This window comes from Pseudoxanthomonas sp. 68-E7, from assembly GCF_057773145.1.
Genome location: NZ_JBYMTI010000002.1, coordinates 584,825 through 602,525 on the forward strand (window position 1 = coordinate 584,825; position 17,701 = coordinate 602,525).

The following is a 17,701-nucleotide window of genomic DNA, read 5'->3' on the forward strand; positions in this document are numbered from 1 at the left end:
GGCGGGACGGTCGGGGGAAACCGTCATTCTAGCCGCGCGCGTCGTGCCGAGCCCCGCATGCCCCCTCACGGCGTCGTCGCCATCCGCCCCGTGCGCGCCGCAAGCAGGCGATCCAGGACCGACTTCAGCGCCAGCGGGCGCACCGGTTTGGCCAGCAGCGGCAGATCCGCCTCGCGCACGGCCCGGCGCACCGCATCGGTCTGATCCGCCGACAGGATCAGGCAGGGACGGGCGCCGCACCTTGCCGACAGGCGTTGCCACAGGGCGACGCCGGTATCGCCCGCATCCAGATGGAAATCGAACAACCAGGCATCGGCCGGATCCCGGGCCAGCTGCCGCTCCGCGCCCGCGCCGTCGGCGGCGAAGGCGACCTCGCACCCCCATCCGGCCAGGGTCTGGCGCAGCGCATCCAGCGCGGCCGGATCGTTGTCCACCGCCAGGATGCGCAGGCCGGCCAGGCCCGTGCGCGGGCAATCGACGGAAGGACGCGTCGCGGCCGGCGTCGTCACCCGCGCCAGTTCGACGGAGAAGGTCGAGCCCGAACCGTCGCGACTGCGCAGATCCAGCGGCGCCTCCAGCAACGCCGCGATGCGATCGGCGATCGAAAGGCCGAGGCCCAGGCCCTGCCCGGCCGCTTCCTCGCCACGCCGGAACTCTTCGAAGATCAATCGGCGTTCCGGCGCCGGAATCCCCGGGCCGGTGTCCAGCACCTCGATCCGCAATCGTCCCGAAGCGCCGCGGCGCACGCCCAACAGCACCCCGCCGCGCACGGTGTAGCGGATGGCGTTGGCGAGGAAATTCTGCAGGACCCGGCGCAGCAGTTGCGGATCACTGTGCACCCAGGCGCGCGTGGGACGATAGCGGAAGCGCAGGCCGCGTTCGGCAGCCAGCACGCCGAACTCCGACGCCAGCGGCTCCAGCACTTCCGCAAGCGGGAAATCACGCGGCTCGGGCACCAGCCCGCCCGCTTCCAGTCGCGACATGTCGAGCAGGCCGGTCAGCAGATCCGTGGTGGAATCCAGCGCCCCCCGGATCTGCCGCGCGGAGTGGCGCGCACCGCCCTCCGGCAGTTGCTGCGCGAGCGCGTCGGTGAACAGGTGCGCCGCATGCAACGGCTGCAACAGGTCGTGGCCGATCGCGGTGAGGAAGCGGCTCTTGGCGTCGTTGGCGTGCTCGGCCTCGCGCTTGGCGGTCTCCAGCAGCGCGGTGCGTTCGGCGACGCGCTGTTCCAGGGTCTCGTTGGCGCGCTTGAGATCGCGCTCCGCGTGGCGGGAGGCGGTGACGTCGGTGTAGGTGGCGACGAAGCCGCCGCCCGGCATCGGATTGCCACGGATCTCCACGATGCTGCCGTCGGGAAACACCCGCTCGGTCAGGTGCGGCGTGCCCGCGCGCATGAAGGCGATGCGCCGCTGCAGCGCGCGTTCGTCATGGCCGCGATGCGGCATGCGCAGCAATGCCCAGCGGGTGAGATCGATGATCGGCCGGCCCACCTGCAGCAATTCCGGTGGAAAGCCGAACATCTGTTCATAGCGCCGGTTCCAGGCCACCAGCCGCTGTTCGCGATCGACCACGCTGATGCCCTGGCTCATGTTGTGCAGCGCGGCCTCCAGCACCTGCTGGTTGAAGCGCAGATCCTGCGAGGCTTCGCCGACGATTGCCGCGACCGTGTCCAGGTCCCGGCTCTCGCGGCGCGCCGCATCCAGCAGCAGGCGCGCCGACGCCGAACCCAGCACCGCCGAGAGCTCGCGTTCCAGTCGCGCCTCCATCGCCGCCGGCACAGGACCGCTGCGTGGTGCCTCGGCAAGCAGTTCCTCGACCCGTTCGCGTGGCAGGAAGCGCCGGCCGGCCTCGCCCAGGGTCTGCCGGTCCAGGTTGCGCTGGCGCTGGTGCGGCGCTTCCCGCCGCCAGGCCATCGCCAGCAGGGTGGCGATCGTGCCGACGAACAGGCTCACTCCCACCGCGCGGCCCAGTGGACTCCAGCCGGTCAAGCCGAACATGCCCTGCGGCGAGAGCCAGGCCTGCCCGAACGGACCGTCACCCAGCCAGTCCGGCGTGCGGCCCGACGCCGACAGCAGGGTCGGTACCAGCAGTACCCAGGCCCAGGCCAGGAAGCCGGCGACCACACCCGCGATCGCCGCGCGCGGCGGCGTCTGTGGCCGCCACACCGCGAACGCCAGCACCGGTGCCAGCGTGGCCAGTGCGGAAAACGACACCGCGCCCACATCGGCCAGCGCGTCGCTGCCGGTCACCAGCCGGCTATAGGCCCAGGCCAGCAGCATGATCACCGCGATGCCGGTGCGGCGCAGCGCCAGCAACGCGCCGCGCTGGTCGCCGCCGTCGCGCCGCGACCAGGCGCCACGCAGCAGGCCGGGCGCGAACCAGTGGTTGCCGATCATCAGGCTGAGGGTCAGCGTACTGACCACCACCATGCCGGTGGCCGCGCTCAAACCGCCCAGGAAGGCGAACAGCGCCAGTCCTTCGTGTCCCTGCGAGAACGGCAGCGCCAGCGCATACATGTCCGACGGCACCGCGCCGCCCAGCAGGGCCATGCCGGCGCGCGCCAGCGGCAGGCCCGGCAGGGCAATCAGGATCAGGTACAGCGGAAACAGCCAGCGCGCGGTGCGCACATGGCGCTCGTCGCGGCATTCGACCACGGCGACGTGGAACTGGTGCGGCAGGATGAACATCGCCAGCGCACCGAGCAGGACGAACGGCGCGAAGCCGCCGGACGGTTGCGGCGGCAACGGCGCGGCCGGCAGTTCAGGCCAGTCGCGCAGGCCCAGCCAGACGAATGCGCCCAGCGCCAGCATCGCTGCCAGCTTGAAGATGGATTCGAACGCCATCGCCAGCACCAGGCCGCGATTGTGTTCGGCCGCGCTCGCCCGGCGTGTGCCGAACAGCATCGCGAACAGCGCCATCGCCAATGCCACGTACAGGCCGCTGTCGCGCCAGAACGGCAGGGCCTGGGCCACCTCGCCCGGCGCCTGGGTCAGGGTGGCGAAACTCATCGCCACCGCCTTCAACTGCAATGCGATGTACGGAATCAGGCCCAGCGCGGCGACCAGGGTGACGGTGCCGGCGAGCCAGGCGTCGCGGCCCAGACGGGTCGCGATCAGATCCGCCAGCGAAGTCGCGTTGGTCTCGCGCGCCAACCGTACCAGCCGCATCAGGAACGCGACCGCCAGCGCATAGAACAGGATGGCGCCCAGGAATGTCGGCGGCAGCGGCCAGCCATAGCGGGCGGCCTGGGTGACCGTGCCGTAGAAGGTCCACGAGGTGCAATGGACCGCCAGCGAGAGCGCGTAGATATGCTGCCAATGGCGGGCCAGCACGGTGGGCCGGCGCTCGCCGTACAGCGCGGTGCCGAACATCAGCGCCAGCCAGGCCAGTCCGGCCAGCGCCACCACCCACAGGCTCAGCATGCGGCGACCCGCCGGATCACCGCGTCATTCCCGTTCCGCGCACGATCGGCGCCGACGGCGCCGGTGACCCCGGTAAACAATCGGCGTGGCGGAAGCGGCGACGGCATCGGCCGAGCATAACGCAGCGGCGGCAGGCTTCCGCCTGCCGCCGCCGTTGTTCCTTGTTTTGCCGCCATCCGCCTCAGAAGTCGTAGCGCGCGGTCAGCGAGTATTGGCGCGGCGGACCGTAGAAGCCGGTCAGCACGCCGTAGGCGCCGATGTTGTAGCCGGTGGTCCGGTACTCCTTGTCGGCCAGGTTGCTGCCCTGCAGCGAGAACGACCAGGCGTCGTTGACCTTCCAGATCACGCCCGCGTTGAGCAGACCGTAGCCGTCCTGCCTGATCAGGGGGCTGAGATCGGTGGTCGGCCAGACCTCGCTCTGGTAGGCATAGCCCACCCGCGCGGACAGGTTGCCGCCGCTGGCCAGATCGGTGCGGTACTCCACGTTCAGCGCGCCGGAGAATTCCGGGGCGTTGGTGAACTTCTGCTGGTCGGCCACGTTGACGCCGCGATCCATGAACTCGTCGTACTTGGCGTCCAGCCAGGCCAGGTTGCCGCTGATCAGCCAGTTCGCGGTCGGCAGCCACTGGTATTCCACTTCCAGTCCCTGCACCGTGCCCTTGCCGGCGTTGGTGAAATCGCCGAAGAAACTCTGCGCGCCCCCGGGCAAGGTGTACGAGGTGAACACCGACAACTGGATGTCCTCGTACTTGTTGTAGAAGTAGGCCAAGTTCAGGAACAGCCGCTGGTCCAGCAGCGACATCTTGCTGCCGATTTCGTAGCTGTCGACCTTCTCGTCGTCGAACGGGTCGCCCGAGCGCGGCACCGCGGTGGTGTTGGCGCGGATGTTGAAGCCGCCGGACTTGAAGCCGCGCGAGGCCAGCCCGTAGAGCATGATCTCCGGGGTGAGCTGGTAGTCCAGGGAGACCTTGGGCGAGAAGTTCTTGAAGTTGACGGTCTTGTCGAAATTGGCCGCCGTGCCCCAGGCCGTGCCGTAGTCCAGGCCGGTGTAGAAGCGGTTGAGCGCGATCGCGTGCTTGTCCTCGTCGGTGTAGCGCGCGCCGACATCCAGCTTGAGCCGCTCGGTCAGGTCGAAGGTCCAGTCCGCGTACACCGCGATGCTCTTGGTGTTGACCACGCCCTGGGTGTCGCCATACAGCGGGTTGGTCAGCGCGGGCGGCAGGAATGGATTCCAGAAATGGTTGAGCACCTGGCCACCGGCGTCGCCATCGAACGCGTAGACACCCATCACGCCGCGGGCGCGGCCGCCACCGTCGTAGTTGGCCTGCACCTCGTGGCTGACCTGGCTGTCGTTGTAGAACGCGCGCACGTCCACCAGGGTCAACGGCGTGGTGTCGAAGTCGATGTTGGTCTCGGTGTCGGACTCGCGCTTGGCGATCACGTACTTCAGCGCCCAATCCTCGTTGACCCGCCAGTTGAAGGTGGCCGAGGCGCCCTTCATGGTGGTGTCGTTGACGTTGCCCATCGCGCTGCGGATGTCGTAACGGTCGGAGGTCGGCGGATAGGCCGGGGCGATCGGATTGGGTGCCAGCATCCTGGCGCCGCGCACGCCGGACTGATCGTCCATCCAGTCGAACGCGAACTGCACGTCGAAATTGTCGCCGGCGTACGCGCCCAGTTGCAGGCGCGCGGCGTTGATTTCCTTGTCGCTGACATCCTGGTGCGTGTAGGTGTTCTCGCCGTAGCCGTCGCGATTCATGCTGGCCACCGCCACCCGCCCGCGCAGGCCGCTGTCGGCTCCGCCGATGGCGCCGCCGATGGCGGCCTTGGCATCGAGCTGGTTGTAATTTCCGACGGTGATCGAAGCGAAACCCTGGGTCTCGGTCGGCAGGCCGCGCGAGACGTACTTGATGGCGCCGCCGATGGTGTTCTTGCCGTACAGCGTGCCCTGCGGGCCGCGCAGCACCTCGATGCGCTCGACGTCGAACACGTCCAGCAGCGCGCCCTGCGGACGGGCGATGTAGACGTCGTCCAGATAGATGCCCACGCCCGGATCCACGCCCCACAGCGGATCCGCCTGGCCGATGCCGCGGATGTAGGCGGTGACGGTGCTGGTCGAGCCGCGCGCGGCGTAGATGGTCAGGTTCGGCACCTGCGCATCCAGATCGCCGATATCGCGGACGTTCAACTTGTCCAGGCTTTCGGAGGTAAACGCGGTGACCGCCACCGGCACGTCCTGCAGGGTTTCCTCGCGCTTGCGCGCGGTCACCGTGACCGAATCCAGCGTGGTCGCGCGGCTGGCCGGCTGGCCGCTGTCTGTCCCCGTGTCCTGCGCGAACGCGCAGGGTGCCGACGCCAGCAACACCGTGCCAATCGCCAGACTCAAATGCTTGCGCTTCATGGATCTCCCCTCCTCCCGGGAATGCGTGCGGCGGACGGTTGTCGCCGATGCTGGAGAAGGCTAGAGGCGGACCGGGCGGACCGGCATCGTACCTTCGTACAGTGGGCCGCCGGCGGGGGGGTGTCGATACTCCCGCCACCTGCCGGCGGTTGCCGGCGAACCCACGAGTCCCCGGCGCCGAGGAGCCACGGATGTCCTTTCTGATCGTACTGGCCGCGCTGTGCTTCCTGATGTTCGTGGCCTACCGCGGCTACAGCGTGATCCTGTTCGCGCCGGTCGCGGCGCTGGGCGCGGTCCTGCTGACCGATCCCTCGCTGGTGGCGCCGATGTTCACCGGCCTGTTCATGGACAAGATGGTCGGCTTCCTCAAGTTGTACTTCCCGGTATTCCTGCTCGGCGCGGTGTTCGGCAAGCTGATCGAGATCTCGGGATTCTCCAAGGCGATTGTCGCCGGAACCATCCGCGTGGTCGGTCGCCAGCGGGCGATGCTGTCGATCGTGCTGGTGTGCGCGCTGCTGACCTATGGCGGCGTGTCGCTGTTCGTGGTGGTGTTCGCGGTCTATCCGTTCGCCGCCGAGATGTTCCGCCAGAGCGACATCCCCAAGCGGCTGGTGCCGGGCACGATCGCGCTGGGCGCCTTCACCTTCACCATGGACGCGCTGCCCGGGACGCCGCAGATCCAGAACATCATTCCCACCTCGTTCTTCGGCACCACCGCCTGGGCCGCGCCGGTGCTCGGCACGCTGGGCGCGGTGTTCATCCTGGCGCTGGGCATCAGCTACCTGGAATGGCGGCGGCGGGTGGCGCTGCGCGCGGGCGAAGGCTATGGCGGCGATCTGCGCAACGAACCCGAACCCTTCCGCGGTGATCGCCTGGCGCATCCGCTGGTTGCGATCCTGCCCCTGCTGCTGGTGGGCGTGGCCAACTTCCTGTTCACCCGCTGGATTCCCGGCTGGTACGGCGACAGCCAGTCGTTCGTGCCGGCGGTGATCGGCAATCCGGCGCCGGTGGTCCAAGAGGTATCCAAGGTGGCCGCGATCTGGGCCGTGCAGGGCGCGCTGCTGGTCGGCATCCTGAGCGTGCTGCTGTTCGCCTGGAAGCCGGTGTTCGCCAGTTTCGCCGAAGGCACCAAGAGTGCCATCGGCGGCGCGCTGCTGGCCTCGATGAACACCGCCTCCGAATATGGTTTCGGCGCGGTCATCGCCGCCCTGCCCGGCTTCCTGGTGGTCGCCAACGCCCTGCAGTCCATTCCCAATCCGCTGGTCAACGAGGCCATCTCGGTGACCGCGCTGGCCGGCATCACCGGCTCGGCGTCCGGCGGCATGAGCATCGCGCTGGCGGCGATGGCCGACAGCTTCATCGCCAACGCCAATGCCGCCGGCATCCCGATGGACGTGCTGCACCGGGTCGCGTCGATGGCCTCCGGCGGCATGGACACGCTGCCGCACAACGGCGCGGTCATCACCCTGCTGGCGGTGACCGGCCTCAGCCACCGCCAGTCCTACAAGGACATCTTCGCCATCACCCTGATCAAGACGATGGCGGTGTTCTTCATCATCGCCCTGTTCTACCTGACCGGCTGGGTCTGAGGCAGCCGGCCGGGATCAGGCCATTCCGGCGCCGGCACGTCCCGCTTCCGCCGGAGCGGGTTCGGGAAAATTCGCGACCGCCCGGGACAATCGCCCAGTGGCAAGCCGAATCGCGGCGCGTTTCGCCCACGCCGTCGAGGAGCGGCCGCATCGACATGCCGGCCTGTGCGCGCGGTCGCAGTCATGTTCGCCCCGCTTGCCGAATACTGGCATCGATTCCGGGGAAAACCAGCCACCACGATGACACGCCGAACCTTCACGGTCCGCCGGACCGCGTTCCGTACCCGCGCCCCACTGGTCTCGCAGCGTGGCCGCCCGGTCCATGGCACCGAATCCGCGGATCCTCCTTCCGCGCCCACCGCCGAATCGTTGCGGGCCGCCGTGCGCCAGCGCCATCGGCGGCTGTACGGTTTGCGGGGCGGCGAACGCGCCATGCTCCCGGCCAGCGACGAGCGTGGTCAGGCCCGGACCGGCCAGGTCGCGCAGGACATGAGCGAGCCCCGCCTGTTGACCCTGCCGGCGCCGCCGTTCGCGGTGCGGATGTTGAACCGGCTCAGCTACGGCGCCACGCCGACGACGCTGGCCGAGTTCAATGCGCTGGGCGGCGACGATCGCCAGCGCCTGGCCAACTACGTCGACTGGCAGCTGGACTGGAACGCGATCGACGACAGCGCGGTGGAAAACCGGCTCGCCGGCGCCGGCTACACCACCCTGGGCAAATCGCTGCCGCAGTTGTGGGCCGATCACGTCGCCCCCGATCCCGACTACGCCATCCGCATGCGCCCGGCCAACGAGGTGCAGCGCGCCGCATTCGTCCGCGCGGTGTATTCGCGCCGCCAGTTGCGCGAGGTGCTGGTCAACTTCTGGCACGACCACTTCAACGTGCTGGTCACCGAGTTCAGCGCCGGCCCGCTGTTTCCGCACTACACCCGCGACGTGATCCGCGCCAACGCCAAGGGCAATTTCCGCACCCTGCTGGAGGCGGTCGCCACCAGCACCTCGATGCTGTACTTCCTCGACAACATCAACAATTCGCGCTCCGGCCCCAACGAGAACTGGGCGCGCGAACTGCTGGAGCTGCATACCCTGGGCGCGGAGAACTATCTCGGCTTCACCGATCCGTTCGAAGTGCCGCCGTGCCCCGAGGATCCGGCCTACCCGATCGGTTATACCGACATCGATGTCTATGAAACCGCCGCGGCGTTCACCGGCTGGTCGGCGAAGAACGGGCATTGGGAATTCCCCACCGAGAATGACGGCAGCTTCGTCTATCGCCAGTCCTGGCACGACGCGGGGCCGAAGTTCCTGCTCGGACGGATGCTGTATCCGGAACAGCCGGCGATGAAGGATGGACGCGACGTGCTGGATCGGCTGGCCAGCCATCCGCGGGTGGCGAAATTCATTTGCCGCAAGCTGATCCGTCGCTTCGTCACCGACACGCCGCGGCAGGCGCTGGTCGACAGCGCGGCCGCGCTGTTCCGCAGCCATTGGCAGCATCCGGACCAGATCGGGATCGTGCTGCGCCACATCCTCAATTCCGACGACTTCGTCAACAGCTGGGGCTGGAAGAACCGGCGTCCGTTCGAGGCCACGGTGGCGGCCATGCGCGCGCTCGGCCAGGACTGGACGCTGCGGGTGGGCCACGACAAGAGCGACGAGTTCATGTGGCGGATGGGCTTCACCGGCCACCTGCCCTACAACTGGGCCGCGCCCAACGGCTATCCGGACACCGGCGTCGCCTGGTCCGGTGCCAATTCGCTGGCGATGACCTGGAAGCTGTTGAACTGGCTGACCGAGACCAGTGAAGCCGGCGTGCCGCTCAGTCCGATCGTGGCGGCCACCCGCAGCGGCGTCGCCGCGTCGCAATGGACCGCCAACACCCTGGTGACGTTCTGGTGCAATCGCCTGCTGGGCTACCAACCCGAACCCGCGCGCCGCCAGGTACTGGTCGATTTCATGGCCCAGAACGGCGATCCGGCCAGCTACGTCATCACCGACACCGACGCCTGGGCCATCAACGATCTGAAGCGTCACTACAACCATCAGCGCCTGCGCAGCCTGGTCTCGCTGATCCTGATGTCCCCCGAATTCATGGCCCGCTGAGGTAACCGCATGAGCCGATTCACCCTGACCCGCCGTGAATTCGTGAAGGGTTGCTGTGGCGCCGCCGTGGTGGGGGCCGCCGGGTCGATCCTCACCTTTTCCGAGGAAGCGAGCGCGGCCACCAATCCCTATGACACGGTCGTGCACCTGTTCCTGCGCGGCGGCATGGACGGCCTGAACCTGGTCGTGCCGATCGCCGGCGATGATCGCGGTTTCTACGAACAGGCCCGGCCGGATCTGTCGATTCCGATCAGCGGCACCTACGCCGCGTTGCCACTGACCCTGGCCGGCGGCGCGGCCACCGGTTTCGGACTGCACCCTTCCGCGACCGGCCTGCGCGATCTCTGGAATAGCGGCCATCTGGGCATCGTGCATGCCGCCGGCCTGGCCACCTCGGTCACCCGCAGCCATTTCGATGCGCAGTTGTCGATCGATCTCGGGACACCCGGCAAGTTCGGTACCGGCAGCGGCTGGATGACCCGCGCCTGGGACAGCCGTCCCGCCACCACGCCCGCCGCCGCGCTGCCCGCACTGGGCATCGGCACCACCCAACCGGCCGGCATGCTCGGCTCCACCGCCGCGCTGACCATGGGCAGTGCGGGTGATTTCCGCCTCAATGCCGGCGCCTATGCCTGGCAGGAACGGCGCGCCGATTCGCCGGCCGGATTCCGTGGCCTCAACGAGACCCTGAGCGAGTTGTGGAGCGGGCGCACGGGCCTGCAGCTGAGCGGCCAGCGCGCCGACGCCTCCTTGCGCCTGATCGCCCAGCAGGGCTACGGCTCGCCACCGGCAGGCTGGCCCGGCGGTACGTTCGCGCAGCAGTTGTGGACCATCGCGCAGTCAATCCGCTTCAACCTCGGCCTGCGCTACGCCACCCTGGATCTGGGGGGGTGGGACACCCATGAGGGCCAGGGCACCGCCGGCAGCGGCTATCACTACTACCAGAACAAGATCGCGGAACTGTCCTCGGCGTTGCAGGCGTTCTTCAACGAGCTCAACGCCGGCGGCGAAATGGCGCGCGTCACCGTGGTGGTGCAATCCGAGTTCGGTCGGCGGGTGCGCGCGAACGCCAACGGCGGCACCGATCATGGCTATGGCAATCCGCTGCTGGTGCTGGGCGGTCCGGTCAACGGGCGCCGCTTCTACGGCAGCTGGCCCGGACTGAACCCGGAGACCCTGTCCCCGACCTTCGGCGACGTGCCGGTCACCACCGACTACCGGCGGGTGATCTCGGAAATCCTGATCCAGCGGATGGGCAACGCCAACCTGTCGCAGGTGTTTCCCGGCTATGCCGGCTATGCGCCACTGGGCATCGTGCAGGGCAGCGATCTGGCCGCGGCCGCACCGGCCCTGCCGCTCGCCATGCCCGCGCTGCAAGTGGCGCCGGAAACACCTCGTGGCAATGCCGTTGGCCGCGAAGTCCCCGACTGGCAACGCCGCGGCCGGATCGAACGCTTCATTCCCCGCCGGGAACATTGATCCGAGGCTGCATGCGATGATGCGCCGGCGACTCATGGAGACCCGGCACGAATGCATGGCAGGTGGTGGTGGCGGTATGGAGTGTCGGGACTGGTCGTAATCCTCGTCCCCCTCGCGGCGTATCTGGGCTGGCTGCAGGGACGCTCCACCGGCGCTCCCGCGGCGCCGGCTTCGCCGGAAGCGCCGACCGGACAGGCGCTTGCTTCCGGCTCCCCCGTGTCACCGCCACCCTCGGCGCCGGCGGTTTCCGCCGCTCCGTTGCCCGCGCTGGAAACGCCGCTGCGCGATGCACTGGCGATGCTGCGGCAGCGCGCGGATGCGGGTGACCCCAACGCGGCCTGCCGGCTGGCCGCGGAGTTCGAGTACTGCCATCAGATCCGCTACCGGCTGGTCGCCGCCTCCGAGGTGCTGCAGCAACAGGAGCAGCTCAGGAGCAATACCGGATCCGGCCTGTCCGAGGAAACCCGCCAGAACATGCGCGACATGATGGCCGCCAACAGCGAGCGCCTGCTCAAGGAGAGCGAGCATTGCGAGGGCGTCGCGCTGTCGACCGCGGCCGAACGCGTGCGCTACTGGCGCCAGGCGGCGCTGGGTGGCAACGCGCCGGCGCTGCGTCACTACGCGGTAGGCAATGCCTTCCGGCTCAATGAAACACTCGAGAATCTGGACGCGTTGGCCGTGTACCGGCGCGAAGCCGAGGCGCTCGCCTGGCGAGGCGCCGCTTCGGGCGATCTGCATACCGCCTTTGCCCTGGCATCCGCGCTCTCGCCGCAGCGCAACGAATTGCGACGCTACTTCCTGGCGCAGGCGGTGCGGCCCGACAAGGTCAAGGCGCTGGCGTTGTACCTGCACCTGAAAAGGCAGTTGGAGTCGGCGCCCGCGGCCTTGGGCGGCCTGCGCGCCCAGGTGGAGCAACAGAGCGGTGAACTGCTGGCGGAGTTGGATGCGCCGGCGCAGGCCAGGGCACGGGAACTGGCAGCCGGCTACGCACGCGACTGGACGCCTTCGTCCCGGGAGCCGTTCGCGATTCCTTCGCCCGGCGCACGCGGCACACCCGATGCCGCGCGTGCCGAATGCTCGCAGCCAACCGCCAGGCGCGTCCCGGATCCGCCGCCTTCCCTCCCCGCTCCCGCCGGCGCGTCATAGCGACACGGGGCGGGAGGCGACCTCCTGCTCAACCGCCTCAACCGTTGGTCGCGTGCCAGGCTTTCAGCAGTTCGGATTCCTTTTCGCGGCTGATGCCCGCGCGCAGCTTGGCCTGGCGTTCGGCAGGCTGGCTGTGGAACCAGGCCATCAGGTCGGTGATGGTGGTCTCCAGCGGACGATAGGTCAGGCCGGCTGCCACCGCACGCGCGTTGCTGACCTGGCCATAGCCCGCATATGGGCCGCTCTTCGCGGATACCCAGATCGGCAATTCCTCGACCTTCTGCGCTTCCAGGAACTCGGGCGTGACGTGCGTGTAGGTGGCCTTGCCGCCGGTCGCCTTCGCGCAGGCCTGCAACATCGCATCCATCGGCAACAGCTCCTTCGGACCGACCGCGTTGAACACCCCGTAGGTGCGCGCCTCGGCCAGCCGGATCATCCATTCGCCCAGATCGCGGCCATCGATGACCTGCACCGGATCCTTGCCGTCACCGGGCACCATCACCTCGCCCCCCTGGGCGACGCGATGCGGCCAGTAGGTGAAACGATCGGTCTCGTCGCGCGGGCCGACGATGTAGCCCGGGCGCACGATGGTCACCCGTTCGCCGAACTGCTTGTGCGCCTCGGCTTCGCTGAGCGCCTTGAGCGGGCCGTACAGGCCCTCGATGTCGGCCCGCAGCGATTCCTGGGTTTCGGCCATCGCGTCCTTGCCTTTGTACGGGGCGAGCGCATCGGCCTCGCTGATGCCGGGCTTGCTGCCATCGGCGTACACCGAGATCGTCGAGATGAAGAGGTAATGGCCGACATTGCCCTTCAGCACCTGGCCGGCGTCGCGCACCCAGAACGGCAGGCTGGTCGGGTTGTCGATGCAGACATCCCACTTGCGTCCTTCCAGCGACTTCAGATCGCCAGTGTTGCGGTCGCCGTGCAATTGCTCGACCTCGCCCGGCCATTCCGGCGAAGGGCGCTTGCCGCGGTTGAACAGGGTGACCTTGTGGCCGCGTTCCAGCGCATAGGCGACCTGGAACGGACCGGTGAAGCCGGTGCCGCCGAGGATGAGGATGTCCAGCGGCTTGGCGGCCTTGCCAACCTTGCCGGATTGGCCCGCGGCCCAGGCCAGCGATGGCATCGCGGCGGTGGCGGCGGCAAGCGCACTGAGTTTGAGCAGGTCACGGCGGCTGGTCATGGGTGGCTCCGGTGGTGGTGGTGGTGGTGGTGGTGGTGTGGCCGGGGGAAGCCGCACTAATACCATCCGCCGCCAGGGCCGCGCCTATGGCGAAAGTCGGGGCCGGTTTGCCGCATTGCGACAAACAAAAAGCGGGCCGAAGCCCGCTTTTCGTTGTCCGTGAAGGCAAGGACCGGCTTATTCGGCCGGCACGCCCTCGCCTTCCTCGACGGCCTTGATCGACAGGCGGATGCGGCCCTGCTTGTCGACTTCCAGCACCTTGACCTTGACCACGTCGCCTTCCTTCAGCTTGTCGCTGACCTTCTCCACGCGCTCGCTGGAGATCTGCGAGACGTGCACCAGGCCGTCCTTGCCCGGCAGGATGGTGACGAACGCGCCGAAGTCCATGATCTTGGCGACCTTGCCTTCGTAGATGCGGCCCGGCTCGACGTCCGAGGTGATCTGCTCGATGCGCGCCTTGGCGGCCTGCGCGGCGGCGGCATTGACCGAGGCGATGACGATGGTGCCGTCGTCCTGGATGTCGATCTGGGTGCCGGTTTCCTTGGTAATGCCCTGGATGGTGGCGCCACCCTTGCCGATCACTTCGCGGATCTTGTCCGGATGGATCTTGATGGTCAGCAGGCGCGGGGCATAGTCGCTCAGCTCGGCGCGCGGCGAGGTCAGCGCCGAGGCCATTTCGCCCAGGATGTGCAGGCGGCCGGCCTTGGCCTGCTGCAGCGCCTGCTTCATGATTTCCTCGGTGATGCCTTCGATCTTGATGTCCATCTGCAGCGCGGACACGCCGTCGGCGGTACCGGCCACCTTGAAGTCCATGTCGCCCAGGTGATCTTCGTCACCCAGGATGTCCGACAGCACGACGAAGTTGTCGCCTTCCTTCACCAGGCCCATCGCGATGCCCGCGACCGGCGCCTTCACCGGCACGCCGGCATCCATCAGCGCCAGCGAGCTGCCGCAGACCGAGGCCATCGACGAGGAACCGTTGGATTCGGTGATTTCCGACACCACGCGGATGGTGTACGGGAATTCCTCGATGGTCGGCATCACCGCCAGCACGCCGCGCTTGGCCAGGCGGCCGTGGCCGATTTCACGACGCTTGGGCGCGCCGAAACGGCCGCACTCGCCCACCGAGAACGGGGGGAAGTTGTAATGGAACAGGAAGTTTTCCTTGTACTCGCCACTGACCGCATCGATGATCTGGCCATCGCGCGCGGTGCCGAGGGTAGCGACCACGATCGCCTGGGTCTCGCCGCGGGTGAACAGCGAGGAGCCGTGGGTACGCGGTAGCACGCTCACCTTGGAGGTGATCGGGCGGACGGTGTCCAGCGCGCGGCCGTCGATGCGGACCTTGGTGTCCAGCACGGAGTCGCGCATGGTGCGGTATTCCAGCTCGCCGAATTCCTTCGACAGCTCGGCGCCGCTCCAGCCTTCGGCTTCGACGCGACCGGCCAGGCGTTCCACCACGTCCTTCTTGATCGCGGCGATGGCGTCGCGGCGCTGCAGCTTGTCGCGCACCTGGAACGCCTCGGCCAGCTGGTTGCCGACGGCTTCCTTCAGCGCCGAGATCAGGGCGGTGTTCTTGGCCGGGGCGGTCCAGTCGGATGGCTTGGTGCCGGCTTCGACGGTCAGCTCGTTGATCGCGTTGATGACTTTCTGCATCTCGCGGTGGCCGAACATCACCGCACCCAGCATCACGTCCTCGGACAGGATGGCGGCTTCGGATTCGACCATCAGCACGGCGTTGGCGGTGCCGGCGACGACCAGCTCCAGCTGCGATTCCTTCAGCTCGCTGGTGGTCGGGTTGAGGATGTACTCGCCGTTCTTGTAACCGACCTTGGCGGCGCCGATCGGACCCATGAACGGGGTGCCGGCCAGGGCCAGGGCGGCGGAGGCGCCGATCAGGGCCGGGATGTCACCGTCGACTTCCGGGTTCAGCGACATCACCGTGGCGATGATCTGGACTTCGTTCTTGTAGTCTTCCGGAAACAGCGGGCGGATCGGGCGATCGATCAGGCGCGAGATCAGGGTTTCCTTCTCGGTCGCGCGGCCTTCACGCTTGAAGAAGCCACCGGGGATGCGGCCGCCGGCATAGAACTTCTCCTGGTAGTCGACCGTCAGCGGGAAGAAGTCCTGGCCTTCGCGGGCGGACTTGGCGGCGACGGCGGTGACCAGCAGTACGGTGTCGTCCATCTTGACGATGACGGCGCCACTGGCCTGGCGGGCGATTTCGCCGGTTTCCAGGGTGACGGTGTGCTTGCCGTACTGAAAGGTTTTGGTGATTTTTGCCACGTGGTTTCCTTGGATATTGCCTGTTCGGATTCTGGGCCGCCCGCGGCCCGTGCCGTCGGCGGTTGGCCGGAGTATCCGGCCGGTGTCTTGCAGGGAAGGCGCATGCCTTTCAGGGACATGCCGCGAGGTTTCCTTCCCTCAAATGCAAACCGCGGCGCATTGCTGCGCCGCGGTGGGGTATTGCATCAACGACGCAGACCGAGCTTTTCGATCAGGCTCTTGTAGCGCTCGTTGTCTTTCTTCTTCAGGTAGTCGAGCAGGCTGCGGCGACGGTTGACCAGCTGCAGCAGGCCGCGACGGCTGTGGTGATCCTTCTTGTGGATCTTGAAGTGGCCGCTCAGCTGCTCGATGCGGGCGGTCAGCAGGGCGACCTGCACTTCCGGCGAACCGGTGTCGGCGGCGCCGCGCTTGTTTTCTTCAATGATCTTCTGGGTATCGATGGACATGTGGTTTCTCTGGAGATGCGAAGCCTGCAGGAACGCCGGGAGATACCGGAGTAGACCGGAGCACCGCGTGGCTCGCCGTGAACGAAAGGAAATACCGGTGCAAAACCGGCGGCGTAGTGTAGCCGCCGAGGCCTTTTGAAACAAGGTTTTAATGTTTGGGCCGCGCCGTGCCCGGGGTGTTCAGGACCGCCCAGCTGAACAGACGTTGGGGGACCAGCGTCCCCTCGGGGTCCACGCTGCCCAGGCCCAGCACCCGCCCGTACGGCCCGAAGATGGCCACCGTCGCGGCCGTCTCCCCCTGCCCGCGCAGGCGCTGGCCCATGCCGAAGCGGCGGGTGCCGTCGGCGTCCAGGTCGCGCCGGGGAAAACCGGTCAGGCCGGCCTCGACCGGCAGCAGCGCGGCCAGCAGCGCTTCGTCGCCCTGCCCGGCCAGCGCGTCCAGCGCCTCCAGGGTGTACATGCGCGGGGCCAGGAACGGCTCCACCCACAGGCGGCGCAGCTCGGCCACGTGGGCACCACAACCCAACGCCTCGCCCAGGTCGCGGACCAGGCTGCGCACGTAGGTGCCGGAACCGCATTCGACCCGCAGTCGGACCCGGTCGCCCTCGGTGGCCAGGACCTCGATGGCATGGACCTCGACCTCTCGCTCCGGCGCCTCGATCGACTCGCCCCTCCGGGCCCGGGCGTACAGCGGCTCGCCGCCCTGCTTGAGCGCCGAATAGATGGGCGCACGCTGGCGGATCACGCCGCGCAGGGGCGCCAGCGCCGCCTCCAGGTCGCCCGCGGCCAGCGCCGGCACCGGCCGCTGGCGCAGCGGCGCGCCGTCGGCATCGTCGGTGTCGGTGGTCACGCCCAGCACGGCGGTGGTCTCGTAGGCCTTGCGCGAGCCGAGCAGCAGGCCGGCGATCTTGGTGGCCTCGCCGAAGCACAGTGGCAATAGGCCGGTGGCGAGCGGGTCCAGGCTGCCGGTATGCCCGCCCTTCTCGGCGCGGAACAGGCGGCGCACGGCCTGCAGGGCGGCGTTGGAACTCAGGCCCTGCGGCTTGTCCAGCAGCAGCAGGCCATCCAGCGGGCGGAAGCGAATCTTCGGGGGCATCCCTCTCCGGGTCCTATCAGGGTCCTCGGGCACGGCCAGCACCTGCACGGCGGCCGGTACGCCGACGATGTCCGGCGGGCCATGCCCGCGCAGTATCAACGAAAAACGGGGACGGCGCGGCCAGGGCCGCCGCCGCGTGGCGATCAGTCCTGCCCGTCGTCCTGCCCGCGCTCGGGCAGGTCGCGCAGCAACTGGTCGATGCGCTCGCCGCGATCGACCGAATCGTCGTAGTGGAAGTGCAGTTCCGGCACATGGCGCAGCTTGACCCGGCGGGCCAGCTCCATGCGCAGTTCACGCGCCAGCTCCCGCAGGCCCTTGATCGCGTCCGCCGAACGCTCCGGCATCAGCGCCGTCACGTAGACCTGGGCATGCGCCAGATCGCGGGAGACCTCGACGTCGGACACGCTGACCGACGGCAGGCCGTACTCGCGCACGGCCTCATGCACCAACGCACCCAGCTCGCGGCGGAGCTGTGCGGAGATACGGTCGGTGCGATGGAAGGATTTGGTGGGCATTGAAACGGGATTCGAGATTCGGGATTCGGGATTCG

The 17,701-nt window shown here is 68.1% G+C and carries 11 protein-coding genes; 4 read left to right on the plus strand and 7 right to left on the minus strand.

Going from position 1 to position 17,701, the window contains the following annotated elements; all coding sequences use genetic code 11:
* Positions 1-65 precede the first annotated feature (65 nt).
* Positions 66-3,422 (minus strand): hybrid sensor histidine kinase/response regulator, encoded by a 3,357-nt coding sequence (locus AC3DE2_RS07245; protein ID WP_488425630.1) that lies wholly within the window; start codon positions 3,420-3,422, stop codon positions 66-68.
* A gap of 181 nt (positions 3,423-3,603) precedes the next feature.
* Positions 3,604-5,823, minus strand: a complete 2,220-nt coding sequence (locus tag AC3DE2_RS07250; protein ID WP_488425632.1) for a TonB-dependent receptor — start codon at positions 5,821-5,823, stop codon at positions 3,604-3,606.
* Positions 5,824-6,014: 191 nt separating this feature from the next.
* Here AC3DE2_RS07250 and AC3DE2_RS07255 point away from each other — a divergent pair, with 191 nt between their 5' ends.
* The 4 genes from AC3DE2_RS07255 to AC3DE2_RS07270 all read left to right on the plus strand — a co-directional run bounded on the left by AC3DE2_RS07255 (position 6,015) and on the right by AC3DE2_RS07270 (position 12,140).
* Positions 6,015-7,412: a GntP family permease gene (locus AC3DE2_RS07255; protein WP_295377119.1), complete on the plus strand. Its 1,398-nt coding sequence runs from the start codon at positions 6,015-6,017 to the stop codon at positions 7,410-7,412.
* 240 nt (positions 7,413-7,652) lie between these two features.
* Positions 7,653-9,515 (plus strand): DUF1800 domain-containing protein, encoded by a 1,863-nt coding sequence (locus AC3DE2_RS07260; protein WP_488425633.1) that lies wholly within the window; start codon positions 7,653-7,655, stop codon positions 9,513-9,515.
* A 9-nt stretch (positions 9,516-9,524) separates the two neighbouring features.
* Positions 9,525-10,994: a DUF1501 domain-containing protein gene (locus tag AC3DE2_RS07265; protein WP_488425634.1), complete on the plus strand. Its 1,470-nt coding sequence runs from the start codon at positions 9,525-9,527 to the stop codon at positions 10,992-10,994.
* Between the two features lie 81 nt (positions 10,995-11,075).
* Positions 11,076-12,140 (plus strand): hypothetical protein, encoded by a 1,065-nt coding sequence (locus tag AC3DE2_RS07270; RefSeq protein ID WP_488425635.1) that lies wholly within the window; start codon positions 11,076-11,078, stop codon positions 12,138-12,140.
* Positions 12,141-12,177: 37 nt separating this feature from the next.
* Here AC3DE2_RS07270 and AC3DE2_RS07275 read toward each other — a convergent pair whose 3' ends face one another.
* The 5 genes from AC3DE2_RS07275 to rbfA form a co-directional block, all read right to left on the minus strand.
* A complete protein-coding gene (locus AC3DE2_RS07275; RefSeq protein ID WP_295377111.1) occupies positions 12,178-13,323 on the minus strand; it encodes an NAD-dependent epimerase/dehydratase family protein in 1,146 nt (381 codons plus the stop codon).
* A gap of 177 nt (positions 13,324-13,500) precedes the next feature.
* Entirely contained in the window at positions 13,501-15,609 is a 2,109-nt protein-coding gene (gene pnp, locus AC3DE2_RS07280) for a polyribonucleotide nucleotidyltransferase (protein ID WP_488425636.1), read from the minus strand.
* Positions 15,610-15,794: 185 nt separating this feature from the next.
* Positions 15,795-16,055, minus strand: a complete 261-nt coding sequence (gene rpsO / locus AC3DE2_RS07285; RefSeq protein WP_141453283.1) for a 30S ribosomal protein S15 — start codon at positions 16,053-16,055, stop codon at positions 15,795-15,797.
* 148 nt (positions 16,056-16,203) lie between these two features.
* A complete protein-coding gene (truB, locus tag AC3DE2_RS07290) occupies positions 16,204-17,151 on the minus strand; it encodes a tRNA pseudouridine(55) synthase TruB (RefSeq protein WP_488425638.1) in 948 nt (315 codons plus the stop codon).
* Between the two features lie 143 nt (positions 17,152-17,294).
* Positions 17,295-17,666, minus strand: coding sequence for a 30S ribosome-binding factor RbfA (gene rbfA / locus AC3DE2_RS07295; protein WP_295377102.1), 372 nt, complete (start codon positions 17,664-17,666; stop codon positions 17,295-17,297).
* Positions 17,667-17,701: the final 35 nt, after the last annotated feature.